At 61.2% G+C, this 18,807-nt stretch carries 19 protein-coding genes; 9 read left to right on the plus strand and 10 right to left on the minus strand.

Going from position 1 to position 18,807, the window contains the following annotated elements; translation table 11 throughout:
- Positions 1 to 41 precede the first annotated feature (41 nt).
- Positions 42 to 1,124 carry a polysaccharide biosynthesis/export family protein gene (locus tag M1E04_RS17165; RefSeq protein WP_065986247.1) on the plus strand — a complete coding sequence of 361 codons (1,083 nt, stop codon included), beginning with the start codon at positions 42 to 44 and terminating at the stop codon, positions 1,122 to 1,124.
- A gap of 352 nt (positions 1,125 to 1,476) precedes the next feature.
- A complete protein-coding gene (ssuE, locus tag M1E04_RS17170) occupies positions 1,477 to 2,058 on the plus strand; it encodes an NADPH-dependent FMN reductase (protein ID WP_065986246.1) in 582 nt (193 codons plus the stop codon).
- Between the two features lie 10 nt (positions 2,059 to 2,068).
- On the opposite strand, the gene M1E04_RS17175 is transcribed toward ssuE, so the two are convergent.
- From M1E04_RS17175 to M1E04_RS17185, 3 genes are all read right to left on the minus strand, one after another.
- Positions 2,069 to 2,344, minus strand: a complete 276-nt coding sequence (locus M1E04_RS17175; protein ID WP_065986245.1) for a hypothetical protein — start codon at positions 2,342 to 2,344, stop codon at positions 2,069 to 2,071.
- A 298-nt stretch (positions 2,345 to 2,642) separates the two neighbouring features.
- Entirely contained in the window at positions 2,643 to 4,013 is a 1,371-nt protein-coding gene (locus M1E04_RS17180; protein ID WP_456291769.1) for a GntT/GntP/DsdX family permease, read from the minus strand.
- Between the two features lie 153 nt (positions 4,014 to 4,166).
- On the minus strand, positions 4,167 to 5,090 hold the full coding sequence (locus tag M1E04_RS17185) for a LysR family transcriptional regulator (RefSeq protein WP_410934668.1): 924 nt from the start codon (positions 5,088 to 5,090) through the stop codon (positions 4,167 to 4,169).
- Positions 5,091 to 5,220: 130 nt separating this feature from the next.
- On the opposite strand from M1E04_RS17185, the gene M1E04_RS17190 reads away from it, so the two are divergent.
- From M1E04_RS17190 to M1E04_RS17200, 3 genes are all read left to right on the plus strand, one after another.
- Complete coding sequence (locus M1E04_RS17190; RefSeq protein ID WP_037013408.1) at positions 5,221 to 5,922, plus strand: CoA transferase subunit A; 702 nt, start codon at positions 5,221 to 5,223, stop codon at positions 5,920 to 5,922.
- An 83-nt stretch (positions 5,923 to 6,005) separates the two neighbouring features.
- A complete protein-coding gene (locus M1E04_RS17195) occupies positions 6,006 to 6,662 on the plus strand; it encodes a CoA transferase subunit B (protein ID WP_065986242.1) in 657 nt (218 codons plus the stop codon).
- 221 nt (positions 6,663 to 6,883) lie between these two features.
- Positions 6,884 to 8,302 carry a short-chain fatty acid transporter gene (locus M1E04_RS17200; RefSeq protein ID WP_065986241.1) on the plus strand — a complete coding sequence of 473 codons (1,419 nt, stop codon included), beginning with the start codon at positions 6,884 to 6,886 and terminating at the stop codon, positions 8,300 to 8,302.
- A 200-nt stretch (positions 8,303 to 8,502) separates the two neighbouring features.
- Here M1E04_RS17200 and M1E04_RS17205 read toward each other — a convergent pair whose 3' ends face one another.
- Positions 8,503 to 8,874: an antibiotic biosynthesis monooxygenase family protein gene (locus M1E04_RS17205; RefSeq protein WP_456293209.1), complete on the minus strand. Its 372-nt coding sequence runs from the start codon at positions 8,872 to 8,874 to the stop codon at positions 8,503 to 8,505.
- Positions 8,875 to 8,878: 4 nt separating this feature from the next.
- On the minus strand, positions 8,879 to 9,589 hold the full coding sequence (locus tag M1E04_RS17210; protein WP_456291770.1) for a CTP synthase C-terminal region-related (seleno)protein: 711 nt from the start codon (positions 9,587 to 9,589) through the stop codon (positions 8,879 to 8,881).
- A gap of 29 nt (positions 9,590 to 9,618) precedes the next feature.
- Between M1E04_RS17210 and M1E04_RS17215 the strand changes: the two genes are divergently transcribed.
- Both M1E04_RS17215 and M1E04_RS17220 read left to right on the plus strand, forming a co-directional pair.
- Positions 9,619 to 10,557 carry a LysR family transcriptional regulator gene (locus tag M1E04_RS17215; protein ID WP_456291771.1) on the plus strand — a complete coding sequence of 313 codons (939 nt, stop codon included), beginning with the start codon at positions 9,619 to 9,621 and terminating at the stop codon, positions 10,555 to 10,557.
- A 224-nt stretch (positions 10,558 to 10,781) separates the two neighbouring features.
- A complete protein-coding gene (locus M1E04_RS17220) occupies positions 10,782 to 12,206 on the plus strand; it encodes an IS1182 family transposase (RefSeq protein WP_456291445.1) in 1,425 nt (474 codons plus the stop codon).
- 265 nt (positions 12,207 to 12,471) lie between these two features.
- Here M1E04_RS17220 and M1E04_RS17225 read toward each other — a convergent pair whose 3' ends face one another.
- From M1E04_RS17225 to M1E04_RS17240, 4 genes are all read right to left on the minus strand, one after another.
- The gene (locus M1E04_RS17225) at positions 12,472 to 13,377 is read right to left on the minus strand and encodes an AraC family transcriptional regulator (protein WP_456291772.1); all 906 of its coding nucleotides are present in this window, start codon (positions 13,375 to 13,377) and stop codon (positions 12,472 to 12,474) included.
- Between the two features lie 96 nt (positions 13,378 to 13,473).
- Complete coding sequence (locus M1E04_RS17230) at positions 13,474 to 14,163, minus strand: fumarylacetoacetate hydrolase family protein (RefSeq protein WP_192134803.1); 690 nt, start codon at positions 14,161 to 14,163, stop codon at positions 13,474 to 13,476.
- A gap of 131 nt (positions 14,164 to 14,294) precedes the next feature.
- The gene (locus M1E04_RS17235; protein WP_192134801.1) at positions 14,295 to 15,059 is read right to left on the minus strand and encodes an SDR family oxidoreductase; all 765 of its coding nucleotides are present in this window, start codon (positions 15,057 to 15,059) and stop codon (positions 14,295 to 14,297) included.
- A 57-nt stretch (positions 15,060 to 15,116) separates the two neighbouring features.
- The gene (locus tag M1E04_RS17240) at positions 15,117 to 16,049 is read right to left on the minus strand and encodes a 2-hydroxyacid dehydrogenase (RefSeq protein WP_456291773.1); all 933 of its coding nucleotides are present in this window, start codon (positions 16,047 to 16,049) and stop codon (positions 15,117 to 15,119) included.
- Between the two features lie 420 nt (positions 16,050 to 16,469).
- Here M1E04_RS17240 and M1E04_RS17245 point away from each other — a divergent pair, with 420 nt between their 5' ends.
- Entirely contained in the window at positions 16,470 to 17,609 is a 1,140-nt protein-coding gene (locus tag M1E04_RS17245) for a glycerophosphodiester phosphodiesterase (RefSeq protein ID WP_244160287.1), read from the plus strand.
- 65 nt (positions 17,610 to 17,674) lie between these two features.
- On the opposite strand, the gene pyrF is transcribed toward M1E04_RS17245, so the two are convergent.
- Positions 17,675 to 18,373 (minus strand): orotidine-5'-phosphate decarboxylase, encoded by a 699-nt coding sequence (pyrF, locus tag M1E04_RS17250; protein ID WP_167355761.1) that lies wholly within the window; start codon positions 18,371 to 18,373, stop codon positions 17,675 to 17,677.
- Between the two features lie 175 nt (positions 18,374 to 18,548).
- On the opposite strand from pyrF, the gene M1E04_RS17255 reads away from it, so the two are divergent.
- On the plus strand, positions 18,549 to 18,716 hold the full coding sequence (locus M1E04_RS17255) for a DUF2897 family protein (RefSeq protein ID WP_065986232.1): 168 nt from the start codon (positions 18,549 to 18,551) through the stop codon (positions 18,714 to 18,716).
- The last annotated feature ends 91 nt before the right edge of the window (positions 18,717 to 18,807 follow it).

Raw genomic sequence — 18,807 nt, forward strand, 5'->3', positions numbered from 1 at the left:
GCCAGTACGCACCTATTAGTAGGATGAGAAGGAACATTCATATGAAAGTAACGTTAGCGGTCGTGCTGCTTTCCAGTCTGGTGTTGCAAGGCTGCGCATTCGCCCCCGGTCAGTACATGTCTTACAGCGATGTCACCGAGAAAGACCCCGACGGTCCCCAGGTCACGCTGATCAACATCACCCCTGCCACCCTTGCGCAGCAGCAGAAAACGGCGGACGCAGCGGCCAAACCACTGCCCCCGGAACTGCTGAACTACAAGACGCCTGAATACGTCGTCGGCCCGGGCGACGCCTTGCTGGTGACGGTGTTCGAACACCCTGAACTGACCGCGCCCGGCTCCCAGGAACAACTGGACGCCAACAGCCGCGAAGTGCTGAACGACGGCACCGTGTTCTTCCCGTACGTGGGCCGTATCCAGGCCGCCGGCAAGACCGTTTCGCAGATCCGCGATCAACTGCGCATGGGGCTGGCGCCGCAGTACACCGAAGTGAAAGTCGACGTCAAAGTGCTGCGTTACAACAGTCAGCGCGTCCTGCTCTCGGGTGCCTTCAAATCGGCTGGCCCGCAACCGATTACCAACATTCCGCTGAGCCTGGTTCAGGCCATCAGCCAGGCCGGTCTTGATTCGACCGACGCCAACCTTGCCGGCCTGACCCTGCGTCGCGATGGCAAGGATTACGTGATCGACGTGGACTCGCTCAACCGCAAGGATTCGCAGATCAGCAAGATCTTCCTGAAAGACGGCGACTACCTGCACCTCAACAGCAATTCGAAGAACAAGATCTACGTGCTGGGCGAAGTTCAGCGCCCGCAGGTGATCTCCTTCAGCACCACCAGCGTGACCTTGCTGGAAGCGCTTGGCACCTCTGGCGGCCTGAGCCCTGACGCAGCCGATGGCGATGCGGTGTATGTGATTCGTGCACAAGACGCCACCCACGGCGCGACGGTCTATCACCTGGCCGCGAAGAAGCCGACCAGTTACGCGCTGGCGAAAGGCTTCGAGCTGGCCGCCCAGGACGTGGTGTTTGTCGGCCCGGCCAACATCACCCGCTGGAGCCGTTACGTGAGCCAGTTGCTGGGCTCGAACAACATCATCCAGACCGGTGCGATGTTCAGGAATTGAGTGCCAGCTTCAAGCCGCAAGTCTGAAGCTTCAAGCTGACAGCAGAGCAACAGAGAAATCCCCGCAGTGGTCCGACTGCGGGGATTTTTTTTGGGTTTGATTTGATGAGGGCAAGTGTCGCTGGGGAAACAGTGGATCAACAGTCGCGTGCGCCTGGATCAACAGTTTGGGGTGGTTGGCAGGATTGCAGCTGTGTGTGATCGCTGGATTGACGGGGGCGGCGGGCGATGGAGAGCGCTGGCACGCATGCTGCTTGAGTACCGGCGAAGGGTCTTCACGCCCATTACTTCGCGTTGAACGCGGCCTGCTCGGTGCCTCGCACCTCGGGTGACTGACCCCAAGGAAACAACACATGTTGGTAGTTTCGATTTCAGGTAGCCCTTCCACCCGATCGCGCTCGGGCGTGGTGTTGCAGCATGCGGCGCACTGGCTCAAGGACCGTGGCGTCGAAGTCAGCGGTGTGCGCATTCAGGATTTTGCTGCCGAGGATTTGCTGTACGCCCGATTCGACAGCCCCCAGGTGGTGGCTTTCATCGACGCGGTGGCGAAGGCGGACGGTTTGCTGATCGGCACGCCGGTGTACAAGGCGTCGTTTTCGGGGGCGTTGAAGACGCTGCTCGACCTGCTGCCGGAGCGTTCATTGCACGGCAAAGTGGTCTTGCCGATCGCAACGGGGGGGAGCATTGCCCACATGCTGGCGGTGGATTACGCGCTGAAACCCGTGCTGTCGGCACTGAAATGCCAGGAAGTGCTGCACGGTGTATTCGCCATCGACAGCCAGATCAGCTATGGCGAGAACGCGTTGGGCGGTGAGCTGGATGAACTGCTGACCCAGCGCCTGCATGACGGTCTGGATCACTTTTTACTGGGCCTGCAACACCGGACTCAGGCGCGTCACAAGGAAGCGGGCGGGCACTTGAAGCTGGCGTTGTAAGTGTTCCGGCTTAACCCTGACGGGCTTTCGACGCGACGCTGACTTCGGCATTCACTTCACCACGGTTATCGAACGCGTGGGCCCGTTGCAGCTGTGGCTGTTCGATCAGTCGGGCTTTGCGGGCCTGGAATTCGTCGTAGGACAAGCCACGACGATTGAGGTCTTCGAGGGCCAGCTGGTGGGTTTCTTCAGCGCTGTAGGCACGCAGCTCGGGATGATTGCCAGCGGCGCAACCGGCGAGGAGGGAGGCGCAGAGTAACAGGGAGAGGACAAGAAGACGGTTCATTGGGAGCCTCCATTCGGCTCGTTTCCGGAATGAAGCCAAGGCTACGCCCCGGGCCTTTCCAGCAGAAATCAGTCGTCTTGATAGTGGCTATCGGGTTGGGCGGTGACTGGACTTTTTGCGTTCGAAGATCGAGATCAAAAGCTTCCCGGCTGAAGCCGGTCCTACAGACACCGCATACCCACTGTAGGACCGGCTTCAGCCGAGAAGAGGCCCGCATGACCGCCTTCAATTTTTTGGCAAATACCATTCCATAGGGCTGCTCACTCCGAAAAGGCTTCAGCGTTTGCTCTGGACATGGTCAGACCAAAAAGTGCCACAGCAGCGACGTGCCGATCAGCCCCACCACCGACACAATGGTCTGCAGCACCGACCAGACCCAAATTGTCTGCTTCAGTTGCAGGCCGAAGTATTCGCGGACCATCCAGAACCCTGCGTCGTTGACGTGGCAGAAGAACACCGAGCCCGCCCCTATCACCAGCGCCACCAGTGACGCTTCCACCGGCGCCAGCCCGGCCATCATCGGCGCGAGAATGCCCGCCGTGGTGGTCGTTGCCACAGTGGCCGAACCGGTCGCCTGACGCAGCGCAACCGCAATCAACCACGCCAGCAGCAGGTACGGCATGTGCGCGCCTTCGGCCACTTTGCTGATGGTCTGGCTGACGCCGGCGTCCAGCAAGGTTTGCTTCAAGCCGCCGCCCGCGCCGATGGTCAACAGCAGCACGGCAATCGGCGCGAGACTCTTACGCAGCGTGCCGCCCACTTGCTCGCGGGAGATACCGTTGGCCCAGCCCAGACACACCGTCGCCGCCAGCACCGCAATGCCCAACGCCACCAGCGGCTCACCGAGGAATTTCAGGGTCAGCGCGATGTTGCTTTCCGGTTCCATGGCGATTTTCGCCAGGGTGCTCCCGAGCATCAGGATCACTGGCAACAGGATGATCAGCAACGAGATGCCGAAGCCCGGTTGGCGGGAGGCAGTGGGTTTGGCCGAGAACAGCTCGCCCAGCTCTGCCGGCTCCTCGATGTGCATGCGCTTTGACAGCCAGTTGCCGTACAGCGGACCGGCGAGAATCACCGCCGGCACCGCCACGCAAAACCCCAGCAACATGGTCAGGCCCAGATCGGCGTGCAAGGCGCTGACAGCAATCAACGGCCCCGGGTGCGGCGGCATCAATGCATGCAGCGTGGTCATGCCGGCCAGCGCCGGAATGGCAATTTTCAGCAGCGGCTGATTCGACTGGCGCGCCATGACGAAGATGATCGGCACCATCATCACCAGGCCCACTTCGAAGAACAACGGCAGGCCGATGACCATGGCGACTAGGGCCATGACCCACGGCAGCGCCTTGCCCTTGCCCAGCCCCAGCAGCGTCGACGCGATGCGGTCCGCCGCACCCGATTCGGCCATCAGCGCCCCGAGCATGGCACCGAGGGCGATGATGATCCCGGCCTCACCGAGAATCCCGCCCGCGCCCTTGCTGAACGCCTTCGCCACTGCCTCCGCTGGCAACCCCGCGCCTATCCCTGCGATGAATGTGCCCACCAGAATCGACAGAAACGGCGGGAGCTTGGTGGCGCTGATCAGCACGATGATGGTGGCAATGGCGATCAGGCAGCAGATGATCAGGCGAGTGTCATGAAACACCCAGGCAGCAGACGACAGATCCAACGCGGAGCCCCTTACCGTTCGGTTTTTATCTCGGGATGTTTTGAAACAATATGTTTCAACCGGCCGAACCATACCGGATGCGGCATTGCGTCGCAGTTAAATTTTTACAGGATCTGGCCGTTTCGCCGCCGGTCTCCAACGTGGAATGCGATATCACCCAGCGGGAGGGAGCTTGGTCGCGAGGGCGGCATTTGAATCTCGCGCGCATTCGATCAGCACCTCGCGCAACCCTTGGGCCGCTGCCGACAGTTGATGATCCGCCTGGGTCATCAAACCAATACGACGCTCGATGCGCGGACCTTCAAGGGCAATGCAGCGGGCGCCGAGTTCTTCCATCTGCGCGATGCACAGCGATGGCACCGCGCTGACCCCCAGGCCATTGGCGACCATACGCCCCACCGTCGACAGCTGATGGCTTTCGAACGCCACCGACAGTTTGCCGTGCTGGCTCTGCAGGTCCTGCTCCAGCAGCAGGCGCACGGCGGACGGGCGTTGCAGGGTGATGAAGTCGTGACGCAGCAGCTCATCCCAACTCACTTCGCGGCGCGCGGCCAGTGGAGAATCTTTCGGCACCACGGCGACAAACCGATCCATGTAGAACGGCGTGAAGATCAGGTTAGTGCCCGCCTCGGGCTCAAAGCCAATCCCCAGTTCCACGCGACGATGCCCGACCATTTCCACCACCTGCTCGTTGATCACGTCGTGCACCGCCACGTTCACCCGTGGGTAGCGCTCGCGAAACACCTTCAGCGCGATGGGCAGCACATTGCCCGCGTAGGACGGCATGGCGGCCACCGACACCTTGCCCATTTGCAGGGTGAAACGCTGACGCAGGAGTTCCTCGGTGTTGTCCCAATCAGCCAGCAACTGGCGGGCCAGTGGCAGCAAGGCCTCGCCCTCCGGGGTCAGGCTGACATGGCGCGTGGTGCGGGTCAGCAACTGCCCGCCCAGGTCTTCCTCCAGCGCCTTGATGGTCAGGCTTAAGGCCGGTTGCGACACATGCAGCCGCTCGCCGGCCTGAGCGAAACTCAAGCACTGCGCCACTGCCAGAAAGGCCCGAAGCTGCTTAACGTTCATATATTAGGTTTACTTATCAATCGATCAAAAAATCAAAATTAACAAATCACTGCGTGCGAGAGAAGATGCGGCCAACGCTCTCCGATGCTTAGATTGTCGGACACAACTACAAATAAGGCGGGATCTCACCATGGCTGGACTCGACAAACGCGTGGCAACCTACGCTGAAGCCCTCGCCGGGCTGACCGACAACATGACCGTGCTGTCCGGCGGCTTCGGATTGTGCGGCATCCCGGAAAACCTCATCGCAGAAATCAAACGCATGGGCGTGAAAGGCCTGACGGTGGTTTCCAACAACTGCGGCGTCGATGGCTTTGGCCTGGGCATCCTCCTGGAAGACCGGCAGATCCGCAAAATGGTCGCGTCCTACGTCGGTGAAAACGCCCTGTTCGAACGCCAGTTGCTCAGCGGCGAGCTGGAAGTCGAGCTCACCCCCCAAGGCACCCTGGCCGAAAAAATGCGCGCAGGCGGCGCCGGCATTCCCGCGTTCTACACCGCCACCGGCTACGGCACCCCCGTCGCGGAAGGCAAGGAAACCCGTCAGTTCAACGGCCGCAACGTGATTCTGGAAGAAGCCATCACCGGCGACTTCGCCATCGTCAAAGGCTGGAAGGCCGACCACTTCGGCAACGTGGTCTACCGTCACACCGCGCAGAACTTCAATCCGGTCGTGGCCACCGCCGGCAAGATCACCGTGGTAGAAGTCGAAGAGATCGTCGAACCCGGCGTGCTGCTACCCACCGAGATACACACGCCCGGCATCTATGTCGATCGCGTGATTCTGGGCACGTTCGAGAAGCGCATCGAGCAGCGAACCGTCAGAAAAGCCTGACCCAAGCGCCGTACTCGCACCGATTTCCCCCTTTGTATCTCCGGTTTTTTACAGTCCGGACAGAATAAAAGAGACCCAAGACCATGGCACTCTCCCGCGAACAAATGGCACAGCGCGTTGCGCGCGAACTGCAAGACGGCTTCTACGTGAACCTGGGCATCGGCATTCCGACCCTGGTCGCCAACTACGTCCCGGACGGCATCGACGTGATGCTGCAATCGGAAAACGGTCTGCTCGGCATGGGCGCTTTTCCGACTGAAGAGACCATCGACGCGGACATGATCAACGCCGGCAAACAGACCGTGACCGCACGCAAGGGCGCATCGATCTTTTCGTCGGCCGAGTCCTTCGCGATGATCCGTGGTGGCCACGTCGACCTGACCGTGCTCGGCGCGTTCGAGGTGGACGTCGAGGGCAACATTGCGTCGTGGATGATCCCCGGCAAGCTGGTCAAGGGCATGGGCGGCGCGATGGACCTGGTGGCTGGCGCCGAAAACATCATCGTCACAATGACCCACGCGTCCAAGGACGGCGAATCCAAGCTGCTGTCACGCTGCAGCCTGCCGTTGACCGGCGCCGGCTGCATCAAGAAAGTGCTGACCGACCTTGCGTACCTTGAGATCGAAAACGGCGCCTTCGTGCTGCGCGAAACCGCCCCGGGCGTGACCGTGGATGAAATCATCGCCAAGACCGCCGGCAAACTGATCGTGCCGGATGACGTGATTGAAATGACGTTTTGATCGCCTCGGCAATGGCGCGGTTCTGCAGGATCCGCGTCATGCCCCACGTTTTCGCCACAGCGTAAGCGTTTGCCACACCCGCACCTTTCGTCAGACCGCCCTGCCCCTTCAGCGATGAAGGGGCTTTGCTGTATCTGAACCGGTGCTTTTTTCGCGTCACCGCCAGCACTTGAAACTGCCGTCCAAAAAACCTGAACAATAACTAAAAAGAGGTAACACACGTGGCCGCCGACATCGAAGAAAGCCGCTCCGCCCGCTTTGCCCTGCGTTGCGCCAAATGGGCGGAACGCTGGTTCCCGGACTCGTGGGTGTTCGCCGCCCTGGCCGTGGTCATCGTCACCCTCGCCACGCTGGTCATCGGCGCCAAACCCGCCGACACCGCCAAAGCCTTCGGTGACGGTTTCTGGAGCCTGATCCCGTTCACCATGCAAATGGCCTTCGTGGTCATCGGCGGTTACGTCGTCGCCAGTTCGCCGCCGGCGGTCAAACTGATCGACCGCCTGGCGCGCCTCCCGAAAAACGGCCGCTCGGCCGTGGCCTGGGTCGCGCTGATCAGCATGGTGGCCTCACTGCTCAACTGGGGACTGTCGCTGGTGTTCGGCGGCTTGCTGGTGCGGGCCCTCGCCCGTCGTACCGATCTGAAAATGGACTACCGCGCCGCCGGTGCTGCGGCTTATCTGGGTCTGGGCGCGGTGTGGGCCCTGGGCTTGTCGTCGTCCGCCGCGCAGCTGCAAGCCAACCCGGCCAGCCTGCCGCCGTCGATTCTGGCGATCACCGGGGTAATTCCGTTCACCCAGACGATCTTTCTCTGGCAGTCCGGGGTAATGCTGCTGGCCCTGGTGGTGGTCTCGATCATCGTCGCCTACGCCACGGCGCCCGGCCCGGCCAACGCCCGCGATGCAAAGGAATGCGGCATCGACCCGAGCTTCAGCCTGCCACCGCTGCCGCCGCGCACCCGCCCGGGCGAATGGCTGGAATACAGCCCGCTGCTGATCATTCTGATGGTCGCACTGGCGTCCGGCTGGTTGTACAACGAGTTCAGCACCAAACCCGCCATCACCGCGATTTCCGGCCTGAACACCTACAACTTCCTGTTCATCATGGTCGGCGCGCTGCTGCACTGGCGTCCGCGCAGTTTCCTCGATGCCGTCGCCCGCGCCGTGCCGACCACCACCGGCGTGCTGATTCAGTTTCCGTTGTACGGCTCGATCGCCGCGCTGCTGACAACCGTCAAGGGCGGTGACGCGCAAACGGTCGCGCACCACATCTCGACGTTCTTCACCAGCATCGCCTCCCACGACACCTATGCGCTGCTGATGGGTGTGTACTCGGCGATTCTAGGGTTCTTCATCCCGTCCGGCGGCGGCAAGTGGATCATCGAAGCGCCGTACGTGATGCAGGTCGCCAACGACCTCAAATACCACCTCGGCTGGGCGGTGCAGATCTACAACGCTGCCGAAGCCCTGCCGAACCTGATCAACCCGTTCTACATGCTGCCGCTGCTGGGCGTGCTCGGCCTGAAGGCGCGGGATTTGATCGGCTTCTCGTTCGTGCAGTTGCTGGTGCATACGCCGCTGGTGCTGTTTCTGTTGTGGGTGCTGGGTACGACGCTGGCGTACATCCCGCCGGTCATGCCTTGATGGGATAATTAGGACCGGCTCTGGCCGGGAAGACGTCATTCGCCACACCGCACAATCGAGGGTGCATGTGAAGGCCCCTTCCCGGCTGAAGCCGGTCCTACAAAAGCAGTGTGGGCAGTCAGTGAAATTGGGGTGAACGCGGATGTAGGACTGCACAAAGGGGACTGATTTATTTACCACCACAAAGGGGACTGATTTATTTACAGCGCTTCACCGTAAATTAATCTGTCCCCGGCTACGGTACTGCAACTGCCAAAGCTGTACTCCCGCTCCACCCTGGAAACCCGCGTCGTACATTGCCGATACCAGGTCGACCGGCCGCGCTCACGGATTGCTCGATGTTCCGGATGTTCTTTCCAGGCCAGGATCGCGGCTTCATCCGCCCAGTAAGACACGGTGATCCCCAGCCCATCGTCGCCGCGTGCCGACTCCACGCCAAGGAAACCCCGCTGCTGACGAACAAGTTCGAGCATCCGTCGGGCCGCGTCGTCATATTCCGGTGCTTCGAGCTCAGTGCGGATCGAAGTGAAGATCACCGCGTAATACGGCACACCAAACGTGTTGGCCATCATCATGTCAAATCAACTCCGCCGCGCAGGCGCGCACAAAAGCCTTCACCAGCGGCGGGGTGCTGCCCTCCAGCGCGGCGCGTTCCGGTTGAAACAACGTGGCGACGAAAAACGGATGACCATCGAGTTCCACAGCCCGGACCTCGTCGTCTTCGTCGTAACCCGACACTCTCAGCGGGCCGGCAAACACGTCGGCCTCCAGTTCCTTGCGCAAACCATAACGGCAACGGTAGCGCTCCCGGGTTTCGAGCGAGTTGTACGCAGCGGCAATCCGCGACCCGGCCCGTAGACGAATCGGCGCGAAGGCCTCGACCAGCGAGCAAGTCAAGGGTGTGATGATGGCGTTCTCCGATTCCGGCGCCGTTTCGGCGTGCTCGGCATCGGCCCAGCCCAGATAATTGCGCGCGTACTCCAGCAACGCATGCTGAAAGCCGCCGCACGTCCCGAGGAAGGGCACCTGCCGCTCCCGGGCGAAGCGAATCGCCGTCAGCGCGCCGTCCATGTCGAGGTAGGGGCTGGCCGGCACGCACCAGATGCCCGCGAACCCCTGCAGGCTCGCGCCATCCCCGATGTCCGTCGTCGGGACCCACGTTGCCTGGACGTCGAGCCCCGTTTCGTTCGCCACCCTGTCCAGCGCCACGGGTATCGCTTGATGCGCCGGCACGCTCGGGTCGTAGTCTCCCACCAACGCGATTCGGATTTTCTGCCGCTGAGTCATGTGTGCTCCCTGATATCAAAACGCTTTGCATGAGGTCCGGGGGCGACTATAAGCTTGTCGTTCTGCAATCAGAATTGGCGTCCAGGCAAGTGATCAATGCAGCTGCGCACTATCGAATCAATCATGCCGACCTCACCCTCATCCTCGCGCTGGTGCGTGGGCGGACGCTGGCCAAGGCCGCTGAACTGCTGAGGGTCGATGTCTCGACGGTGTTTCGCGCGGTGCGTCGGATGGAAAAGGCGGTGGGCACGGCGCTCTTCGACAAGAGCCGCGCCGGCTATGTGCCGACCAGCGCAGCACTGGCGCTTGCCCAGCAGGCCGAAAGTGCCGAGAACGCGCTGGCCCTCGCGCAATTGAGCCTTGAGCAGGGCCGGCAAGTCGTCAGCGGCACCGTGCGCCTGACCTGTACCGAAGCTGTTCTGCAAAGCCTGTTGCTCCCCGCCCTGAGCCGCTTCATGCCGGACTACCCGGGCCTGCGCCTGGAACTGAACACCTCCAGCACCTTTGCCAACCTGAGCCGCCGCGACGCCGACATCGCGCTGCGTCTGACCAACACACCGCCTGAGCACTTGGTCGGGACTCGCCTGGGCACGGTTGTGTATCGGGTCTGTTCGAGCGAGGCCTACGCGCAACGCTGCGGTGATCGGGCCCTCGACGACATGGCCTGGATCGCCCCCGACGATTTCCTCCCCGATCACCCGACCGTGATGTGGCGGCGGCAGCATCTGCCCGGCGTGAACCTCGCTTATCGCTGCAGCTCCATGCTGGCAGTGGCGCAACTGGTGCGCGCAGGCATGGGTGTGGCAGCGCTGCCGGATTTCATGGTTCGGGACAGCGAGGTTCAGCCCATTACTGAAGCGCTCGCAGGGCATGACACCGGGCTGTGGCTGCTGACCCGGCCGGATTGCCGGGCGCTGCGCTCGGTGTCGGCGCTGTTCAGCGAGCTGACCAAGGCGATTGAGCTGTAGGTTAGACGGCGCCAGATTGATGCCAGCTGTGTCGACGCCTTCCCGGCTAAAGCCGGTCCCACTAAGTAGGCGGTGTTCAGGTGGCCTGGGTTCAGGCAGGAAAGAAGTCAGCACATTGAGATTGAGCGGGCAAGATGCTTTCAGTGCAGACTGTGTGAAAACCTAGCCAACCTGCCTCAGATCTAAGAAAATGCCCCGCATCGAAAGATGCGGGGCATTTTCTTATGGCGTACATCCAGGGCGAATCGCGCAACCAGACCAGCCTGTTTCCGGTTTCAATAGATGAGGTCATTCCCGAAGACCATCTTGTCCGAGTCATTGATGCCTATGTTTCGCGCCTGGATCTCAGGGTTCTGGGGTTCGATAAAGCTATTCCCAAGGGCAACGGACGTCCGCCCTACAACCCCGCCGACCTGCTCAAACTCTACATCTACGGCTACTTCCAGCGCATACGGTCTTCGCGCCGGCTTGAGGCTGAGTGCCAACGCAACATCGAAGTCATGTGGCTGCTCAACCGCCTCGCGCCGGACTTCAAAACCATCGCCGACTTCCGCAAAGATAACGCCACTGCGTTCTCCGCAACGTGCCGCGCGTTTGTTCAGTTCTGCCGTTCGGCAGGCCTGGTAAAAGGTGATCTGGTTGCTATTGATGGCAGCAAATTCAAGGCCGTAGCCTCGGCCCGTCGTCACATCAGCACCAAGCACCTCAAGCGCGATCAGGAAAAACTTGATCGCCGGATAGCGAAATATCTGGAGGATCTGGACAGCGCGGATCGCGACGAAAATGAAGAGGTGGTGGATCGAAGCGCTGTTAAAACGGTACTGGCAAAACTGACCGCCAAGCGGGACGACAACCTGACCTGCCAGGCACTGATGGACGAGCTGCAAATTACGCAATTCATCAGCACCGAAAGCGATGCGCGGATGATGCGAGCCCCGCAGGGCATGGCCGTTGCCTACAACGTGCAGACCGCAGTCGACGCTGAAAACAGCCTGATCGTGCACCACGAAGTCACTCAGGATAGCGACGATCGAAAGCAACTGGAGCCGATGGCAAAAGCGACTCAGGAAGTGCTGGAACAGCCGAATCTGACCGTCACGGCTGATGCTGGATACTCCAGCGGCAAGCACTTCCAAGCCTGCGACGACGCGGGCATCACAGCGTATGTACCGATCAATCGAACCATCAACAGCAAGGTCGAAGAGCCCTCGTTTTTCCGTCGGGAAGACTTCACCTATGATCGTGAAAATGATCGTTATCAATGCCCGACCGGCCATTTGCTGACGCTGGTTCAGTTGAACAAGGGAAAGCGTTTCTACCGCGCCAGCGCTGGCGCTTGTGGATCCTGCGCCCTTAAAAACCAATGCACCAAGACCAAATACCGCTCGATCACACGTCATGCCTATGAAGATGCATTTGAGCGAATGGCGCTGCGAATGCAGGCCCACCCGGAAATCGTCGAGGCTCGACGAAGCATCGTTGAGCACCCGTTTGGCAACCTCAAACAATGGATTTACGGCAATGGCCGGTTCCTGCTTCGCCAGCTCAAAGGTGCGCGAACGGAAATGGCGCTGGCGGTGAACGCCTACAACCTGAAAAGAGCGATCAACGTGCTGGGTGTGCGCCGAATGATGGAGTTACTGGCCTGAGGAAGGTCTTTTTCTTCTCTGTATAAATGGAAAATGCCCCGAGTTGATCGGGGCATTTTTTTTGGTTAGCTGCTGAGTAGCTGGTTTTCACACGGTCTGAGTGGGACCGGCTTTAGCCGGGAAGAGGCCAGTCCCGGCGCCATCACTTATCACTTTCTCGCTCGAACGGGGACAGATTAATTTACGGTGAAGCGCTGTAAATAAATCAGTCCCCTTTAAAACCCGTAAATAAATCAGTCCCCTTTAAAACCGTTCCAAACCCTCTTCAACCACCCCGCCGCTCCCGGCGAAACTGCCCCGGCGGCATGCCGTGGGCTTTGCGAAAACGCCGCGAGAAATAGGCTTCGTCGGTGAACCCGCAGATCTCGGCGATGTGGCTCAAGGGTTTGCTGCTGTTCATCAAATGCGTGCGCGCCAGCCGCATGCGCCGCTCCAGGACCAGTTCGGAAAAGCTGCTGCCGGTTTCCTTGCGCAGCAGGTGGGTCAGGTAATTGGGCGACAAAAAGGCCGCCGCCGCGGCATCGGTGAGGGTCATGGCCGGATCGGCGATGTGCGCGCGAATGTAGTCGATCATCCGGCCCATCGCATCGCGCCGTCCCCGCCGCTCGGCCTTGTTCGCGGACAGCGCCAGCAACTGCGCTTCGTAGCGATTGCACACCGTGCCGATCAACTGCAGCAGACACCCCCGCAGGATCGCGCCTGAACCCAATGGCCTGGCGCGATCCATGTCGCGCATCCGCATCAACAGCGCGGTTACCTCAGCGAAGTCAGCGTCGTCGAGTGTGAAATCCACATGCTCCTGAAACCGGAACGGCGCCAGCTCGGGTGCCTCGGCCACAGGCACATCTTCAAGGTCCATCGGATCGCACTGCAGATGCTGCAGGAGAAATTCCTGAGAGAAATTGATCAGCACAAAATTGCCGTCTTCGGGGTGCGGAATCACGTGCAGTCGATGGGGCAGGATGAACGCCAGGGTGTTGCGCGGAAATGGCCTGACCGCGCCACCGATGTGCTGCACGGTGTCGCCGCCGAGGTTGATCTGGATCTGGAAATATTCATGGCGATGGGGCGCTGTCAGCGCGGGTCGGGCGGACTTGTCACGGATGTAGAAATCCATGCGGTCGCTGCGCTGCTGCATGCCATAGGTCTGGATGCGGGACGGATGGGCCATCGCTGAAACACCTGAAATCGCTGGTTCGGACTGCCCCATGGTAGGGCAACGGCAGCAGCCGGACCAATCGATTATCAGGCGGGCATCCACATCGGATCAGCCAATTGTCACACTGAGTTCGGCAATGCCTTCGATCCCGGCGGTGAGCACATCGCCACGCTGCAACGCACCTACACCGGCCGGCGTGCCGGTGTAGATCAGGTCGCCCGCCTTGATCCCGACCGACTGCGACAGGTGCGCAATCACGTCCCGCACAGCCCAGATCTGGTCAGACAGATCGCCGCGCTGACGGCGCTCGCCATTGATGTCGAGCCAGATCGCCCCGGCTTCCGGGTGGCCGATCTCGCTGACCGGACGCAACGGTGTGGCAGGCGCAGAGGCGTCGAAGGCTTTGGCCCACTCCCACGGCCGGCCCATTTTCTTGGCCTGCGCCTGCAAGTCGCGGCGCGTCAGGTCCAGACCGACGCCGTAGCCCCAGACGTGGCCCAAGGCATCCTGCGGGTCGATGTTCACGCCGTCCTTGCCGATCGCCACGACCAGCTCGATCTCGTGATGCAGGTCCTCGGTGAGCGGCGGGTAAGCAATCCGGCCTTCGGCGGGCACCACGGCATCGGCGGGCTTCATGAAGAAGAACGGCGGCTCGCGGTCGGGGTCGTGGCCCATTTCCCGGGCGTGGTCGGAATAATTGCGGCCGACGCAGAAAACCCGACGAATCGGAAAGCGGCCGGACGTCCCGGCGACGGCCAGGGACGGTGTGGCAACGGGGGCGATAACGAACTCGGTCATGGCAGTGTCCTCGATTGAAGGTGGCGCGGCATGGGTTGAGTGTGGCGATTGATCCTTCAGCCGGGTTGGACGGATCCCGCCAGCTTTTGGACAAAACAACGCAACTCAACGGAACGAGCCGCCCCGGTCAATCAGCCACGTCCCACAAACGGCATGCTGCTGGCCATGACAGTCATGTTCAGCACGTTGGCCGACAGTGGCAGCCCGGCCATGTAACTCACCGCTTCAGCCACGTGCTGCACATTCATGGTCGGCTCGACTTGCAGCTCACCGTCAGGCTGCAAGACGCCTTTGGTCATGCGATCGGTCATTTCGGTGAGGGCGTTGCCAATGTCGATCTGACCGCAGGCGATATTGAATTGCCGGCCGTCCAGCGCGGTGCTTTTGGTCAGGCCCAGCACGGCGTGTTTGCTGGACGTATAAGGCGAGCTGAAGAGACGTGGCGTGTGCGCGGAAATCGAGCCATTGTTGATGATCCGGCCGCCTTGGGGCACTTGGCGCCGCATCAGCCCGAACGCTGCACGCACGCACAAAAACATCCCGGTGACGTTGGTGTCGATGACGTTCTTCCACTGCTCGACCGACAGCTCATCCATCGGTACAGCGGGTGCGCCGATGCCGGCGTTATTGAACGAAACGTCCAGCCGGCCGAAAGTGCGTTCAATGGTGGCGAACAGTGCCTCAACACTGGCCGGGTCGCGCACGTCCGTCGGCACCGCCAGCGCCTGCTGACCGGCAGCCTCGGCCTGTTCAACCAGCGCCTGCAACGGTTCAGACCGACGACCGGCCAGCACGACAGCAAAACCGTCGGCCAGTAATTGCAGCGCCACAGCACGGCCAATGCCGCTGCCGGCGCCCGTCACCAAAGCGACTTTCAAACCCGAAGATGAAGACATGCGCGATTACTCTTGTTATTGGAGAGGTGTTGTTAGAGAGGGTTATGGGGCCGATCGTCAGCTGTGAACAGGCGTCAGCACCGGCTTGCCCGCGTAAAACGCCAGCAGGTTGTCGGCAACCCTTTGCACGGTGTCGCGCGATGCTTCCGGCGACAGCCCCGCAAGGTGCGGCGTGAGAACCACGTTGTTCAGCGCCTTCAAGGCATCGGGGACCTGCGGTTCATCGTCGAACACGTCCAGCGCCGCCCCAGCCAGGCGGCCCTGCTTGAGCGCGTCGATCAGCGCATCGGTGTCGACAACACTGGCCCGGGCGATGTTGACGATGAAGCCCTCGGCGCCCAACGCTTCGATGGCGGCCTTGTCGATCAGGTGCCGCGTCGACCCGCCGCCCGGCGTTGCCACCACCAGAAAGTCAGACGCTTCCGCCAGCGCCAGCGGCGTCGCGCAATACTTGAAATCCACGCCCGCCCGGGGCGAACGGCTGTGATAGTTGATGACCATGTCAAACCCCTGCGCGCGTTTGGCGATGGCCATCCCGACCGAGCCAAGGCCGAGAATGCCCAGGCGTTTGCCGGCGAACGAGGGCCGTGTGACCTTGCGCCATTCGTTGCGGCGTACCGACGCGTCGGCCTGGGGAATGTCGCGGACCGCCGCCAGCAGCAAGGCCATCGCGTGGTCCGCCACCGTCGGGGCATTTACCCCTGCCCCGTTGGTCACCACGATGCCTCGCGCTTCGGCGGCTTCGAGGTCGACGCGCTCGTAGCCCGCCCCGATCACACAGATGATGCCAAGGTTTGGCAGCGCGGCCATCTCCTCGGCGGTGAACCCCAACGGGCCACGGGTCAGCACCGCATCAATCTCCCCACCCCCGTTCACCACCGCCTCGGCGCGCATCGCCGGCGTCGGCGCCAGAATCAGGCGAAAGCCGCTGCTTTCCAGAATCGGCAAATACATGTTCACGCTCTCAACCAGCACCAACACCGTTTTCATCATCCCTCCGCTGCGCGAAATTCGTGGAGCTGACAGTAGCGCGAGTAAGAGCGGTTTGGCAGGGTTGGAAGCCAGATAGAGATGGATTTCATAATAGACACGGTGCCGGAGTGCCAGCCCGACTGAGTTTTTCCCAGCTAAAACGAGGCCCACTGCGCTAATCCCCGTCGCTGAGTCGTAACCCCCGGTTAGGACCATCGGCCTCAATGTCATAAAAATCCCGGAAACTGGCAGCGCCGCATTAACACTCAAACCGACAGCAATTCCCCTCACAGCGACAACCCCGGTTGCCCGCGACGCGCTTTGCTGTTTAAGGTCTGAGCCCTGCGACACCCGATTTCGTCACGACAAAACGATGTGCCACGCGGTGCGGCAACGGCTGCGCCATGAACGGACATGCACAAAAGGAACATCAGAACCATGTTGAAAGGATTATCCAGAACGTTGAGCGGCGCCGCGATTGCCGGCGTGTTGTTGTCATCTGCCGTGGCCATGGCCGCCGCTGACACCGGCAACGCACCGGGTCGGGCGCTGGCGGCGAAGATCGGTGTGCCGTGGCCGGCGGTGATCGCCCATCGCGGTGCTTCGTTCAATGCGCCCGAAGAAACAGTGCCTTCGTACACGCTGGCCCGCGAACTGGGCGCGGACTACCTGGAGATGGACATTCAGCGCACCAAGGATGGCGTGCTCATCGCGCTGCATGACAACACGCTGGAGCGGACGACCAACATCGCCGACGTCTATCCGCAACGGGCCAAGGACCCGCTGAACACCTTCACGCTGGAAGAAATCAAGCGCCTTGACGCCGGCTCCTGGTTCAACAAGGCCTACCCCGATCGCGCCCGCGCCACCTACGCCGGGCTGAAGATTCTGACGCTGGACGAAGTCATCGACATCGCCGAAGGCGGCAAGAACAAGCCCGGTCTGTACATCGAAACCAAGGTGCCGGCACAGTTTCCGGGCATCGAAGAAGATTTGAAGAAGAAACTCGATCAGCGCGGTTGGCTGAGCCAGCGCCCTGCCGCCGAGAAAGGCTACGTCAACGTCGCCCACATGCCGGGCCGCGTGGTCCTGCAGACCTTCGAAAAACCAAGCCTGGAATTGCTGCAAAAGAGTATGCCCGACACGCCGAAAGTCCTGCTGCTGTGGCTGGGTGACGGCTCGATCGAAACGGCTTCGGGCAAGACATTCAAGGATTCGGGCGCAAAGGACAAGGCCAGCTTCTACGCCAGCCAGCAGGTGAAATCGAAAGAGGAGTTCGCCGCCTGGATGGACTGGGCCAAAGCCCACGGCGCCGTAGGGACCGGGCCGTCGGCAGCGCTGAAGAACGGCGGGGACCAGAGCTACAGTGACCTGGTGCAGCCTTGGATGAACAAGATGGCCCACGATCGCGGAATGATCGTTCACCCGTACACCGTGGATGACGCGGTGGACTTCAAAGCGATCAGCGAACAAGGGGTGGACGGGTTCTTCACCAACCGGGCTGCGGAATTGCTGAAGTTCTACGGCCGGCCATCGAAGGAGAGCATGGACTCGATCCTGAAACGCAGCGGTTTCTAACGTCGAAACCAGTGATCAGGATGTGGGAGCGCCACCCCGGTCACTCCCACAAATGCCCGACGGTTTTAAGCCAGCTCTGCCACCACCGCAGCCAATGCTTTCGCCGGATCGGCCGCCTGGCTGATCGGGCGGCCGATAACCAGATAATCAGACCCCGCATCCAGTGCCTGACGCGGCGTCAGGATGCGGCGCTGATCATCCAGCGCACTGCCAGCCGGACGAATGCCCGGGGTCACCAGTTGCAGTGACGGATGCGCAGTTTTCAACGCCTGGGCCTCCAGTGCGGAACACACCAGACCGTCCATCCCGGCTTTTTCAGCCAGCGCCGCCAACCGAAGCACTTGCTCCTGGGGCTCGATGTCCAGACCGATCCCGGCCAGATCCTCGCGTTCCATGCTGGTCAGCACGGTGACGCCGATCAACAGCGGCTTGGGGCCGGTGCGCTGATCCAGCACGTCACGGCAGGCCGCCATCATGCGCAGGCCGCCTGAGCAGTGCACGTTGACCATCCAGACGCCCATCTCAGCAGCGGCCTTGACCGCCATCGCCGTGGTATTGGGAATGTCATGGAATTTGAGGTCCAGGAACACGTCGAAGCCCTTGCCGTTAAGGGTTTCGACGATGTCCGATGCACAGCTGGTGAACAGCTCCTTGCCCACTTTGACCCGGCACAGCTTGGGGTCCAGCTGATCAGCCAGATTCAACGCGGCTTCGCGGGTCGGGAAATCCAGGGCGACGATGATGGGGGTCTGGCAGGCGGACATGAGCGGGTTCTCTGGCAAGTCGAAATCGGCGCGCATTGTAGCCGAACATCCCGCAGGACGGGACCCGGCAATCGGTAAATGCCTGCCCGACACGCACCAGGCGTCGGGCATCTTCTACAATTGAACCACTGGGCAGCGTCGCTGCTCCAACCTCTATCACAAGAAGGAGAGCGTTATGCCCTGGTATGCCTGGTTAATTCTGGTCGTTGCAATCGGCTCGATCGTCGGCGGTCTGCTGATGCTCAAGGACTCAGCGAAGAAACTGCCCCTGACTGATGAACAGCTCAAGCGTGTCCACGAGCGCAATGCCGAGATGGACGCAAAAGAAGCGCGGGACCGCTGAGTCAGCCCGCCAAACGATACGGTTAAAGCCCATTGCGGGAGCACGCTGCCAGCGCTCCCGCATCGCGCCCCCCCTCTGGCGCCGCGCTTCC

The sequence above is a fragment of the Pseudomonas sp. AK106 genome, assembly GCF_053903055.1.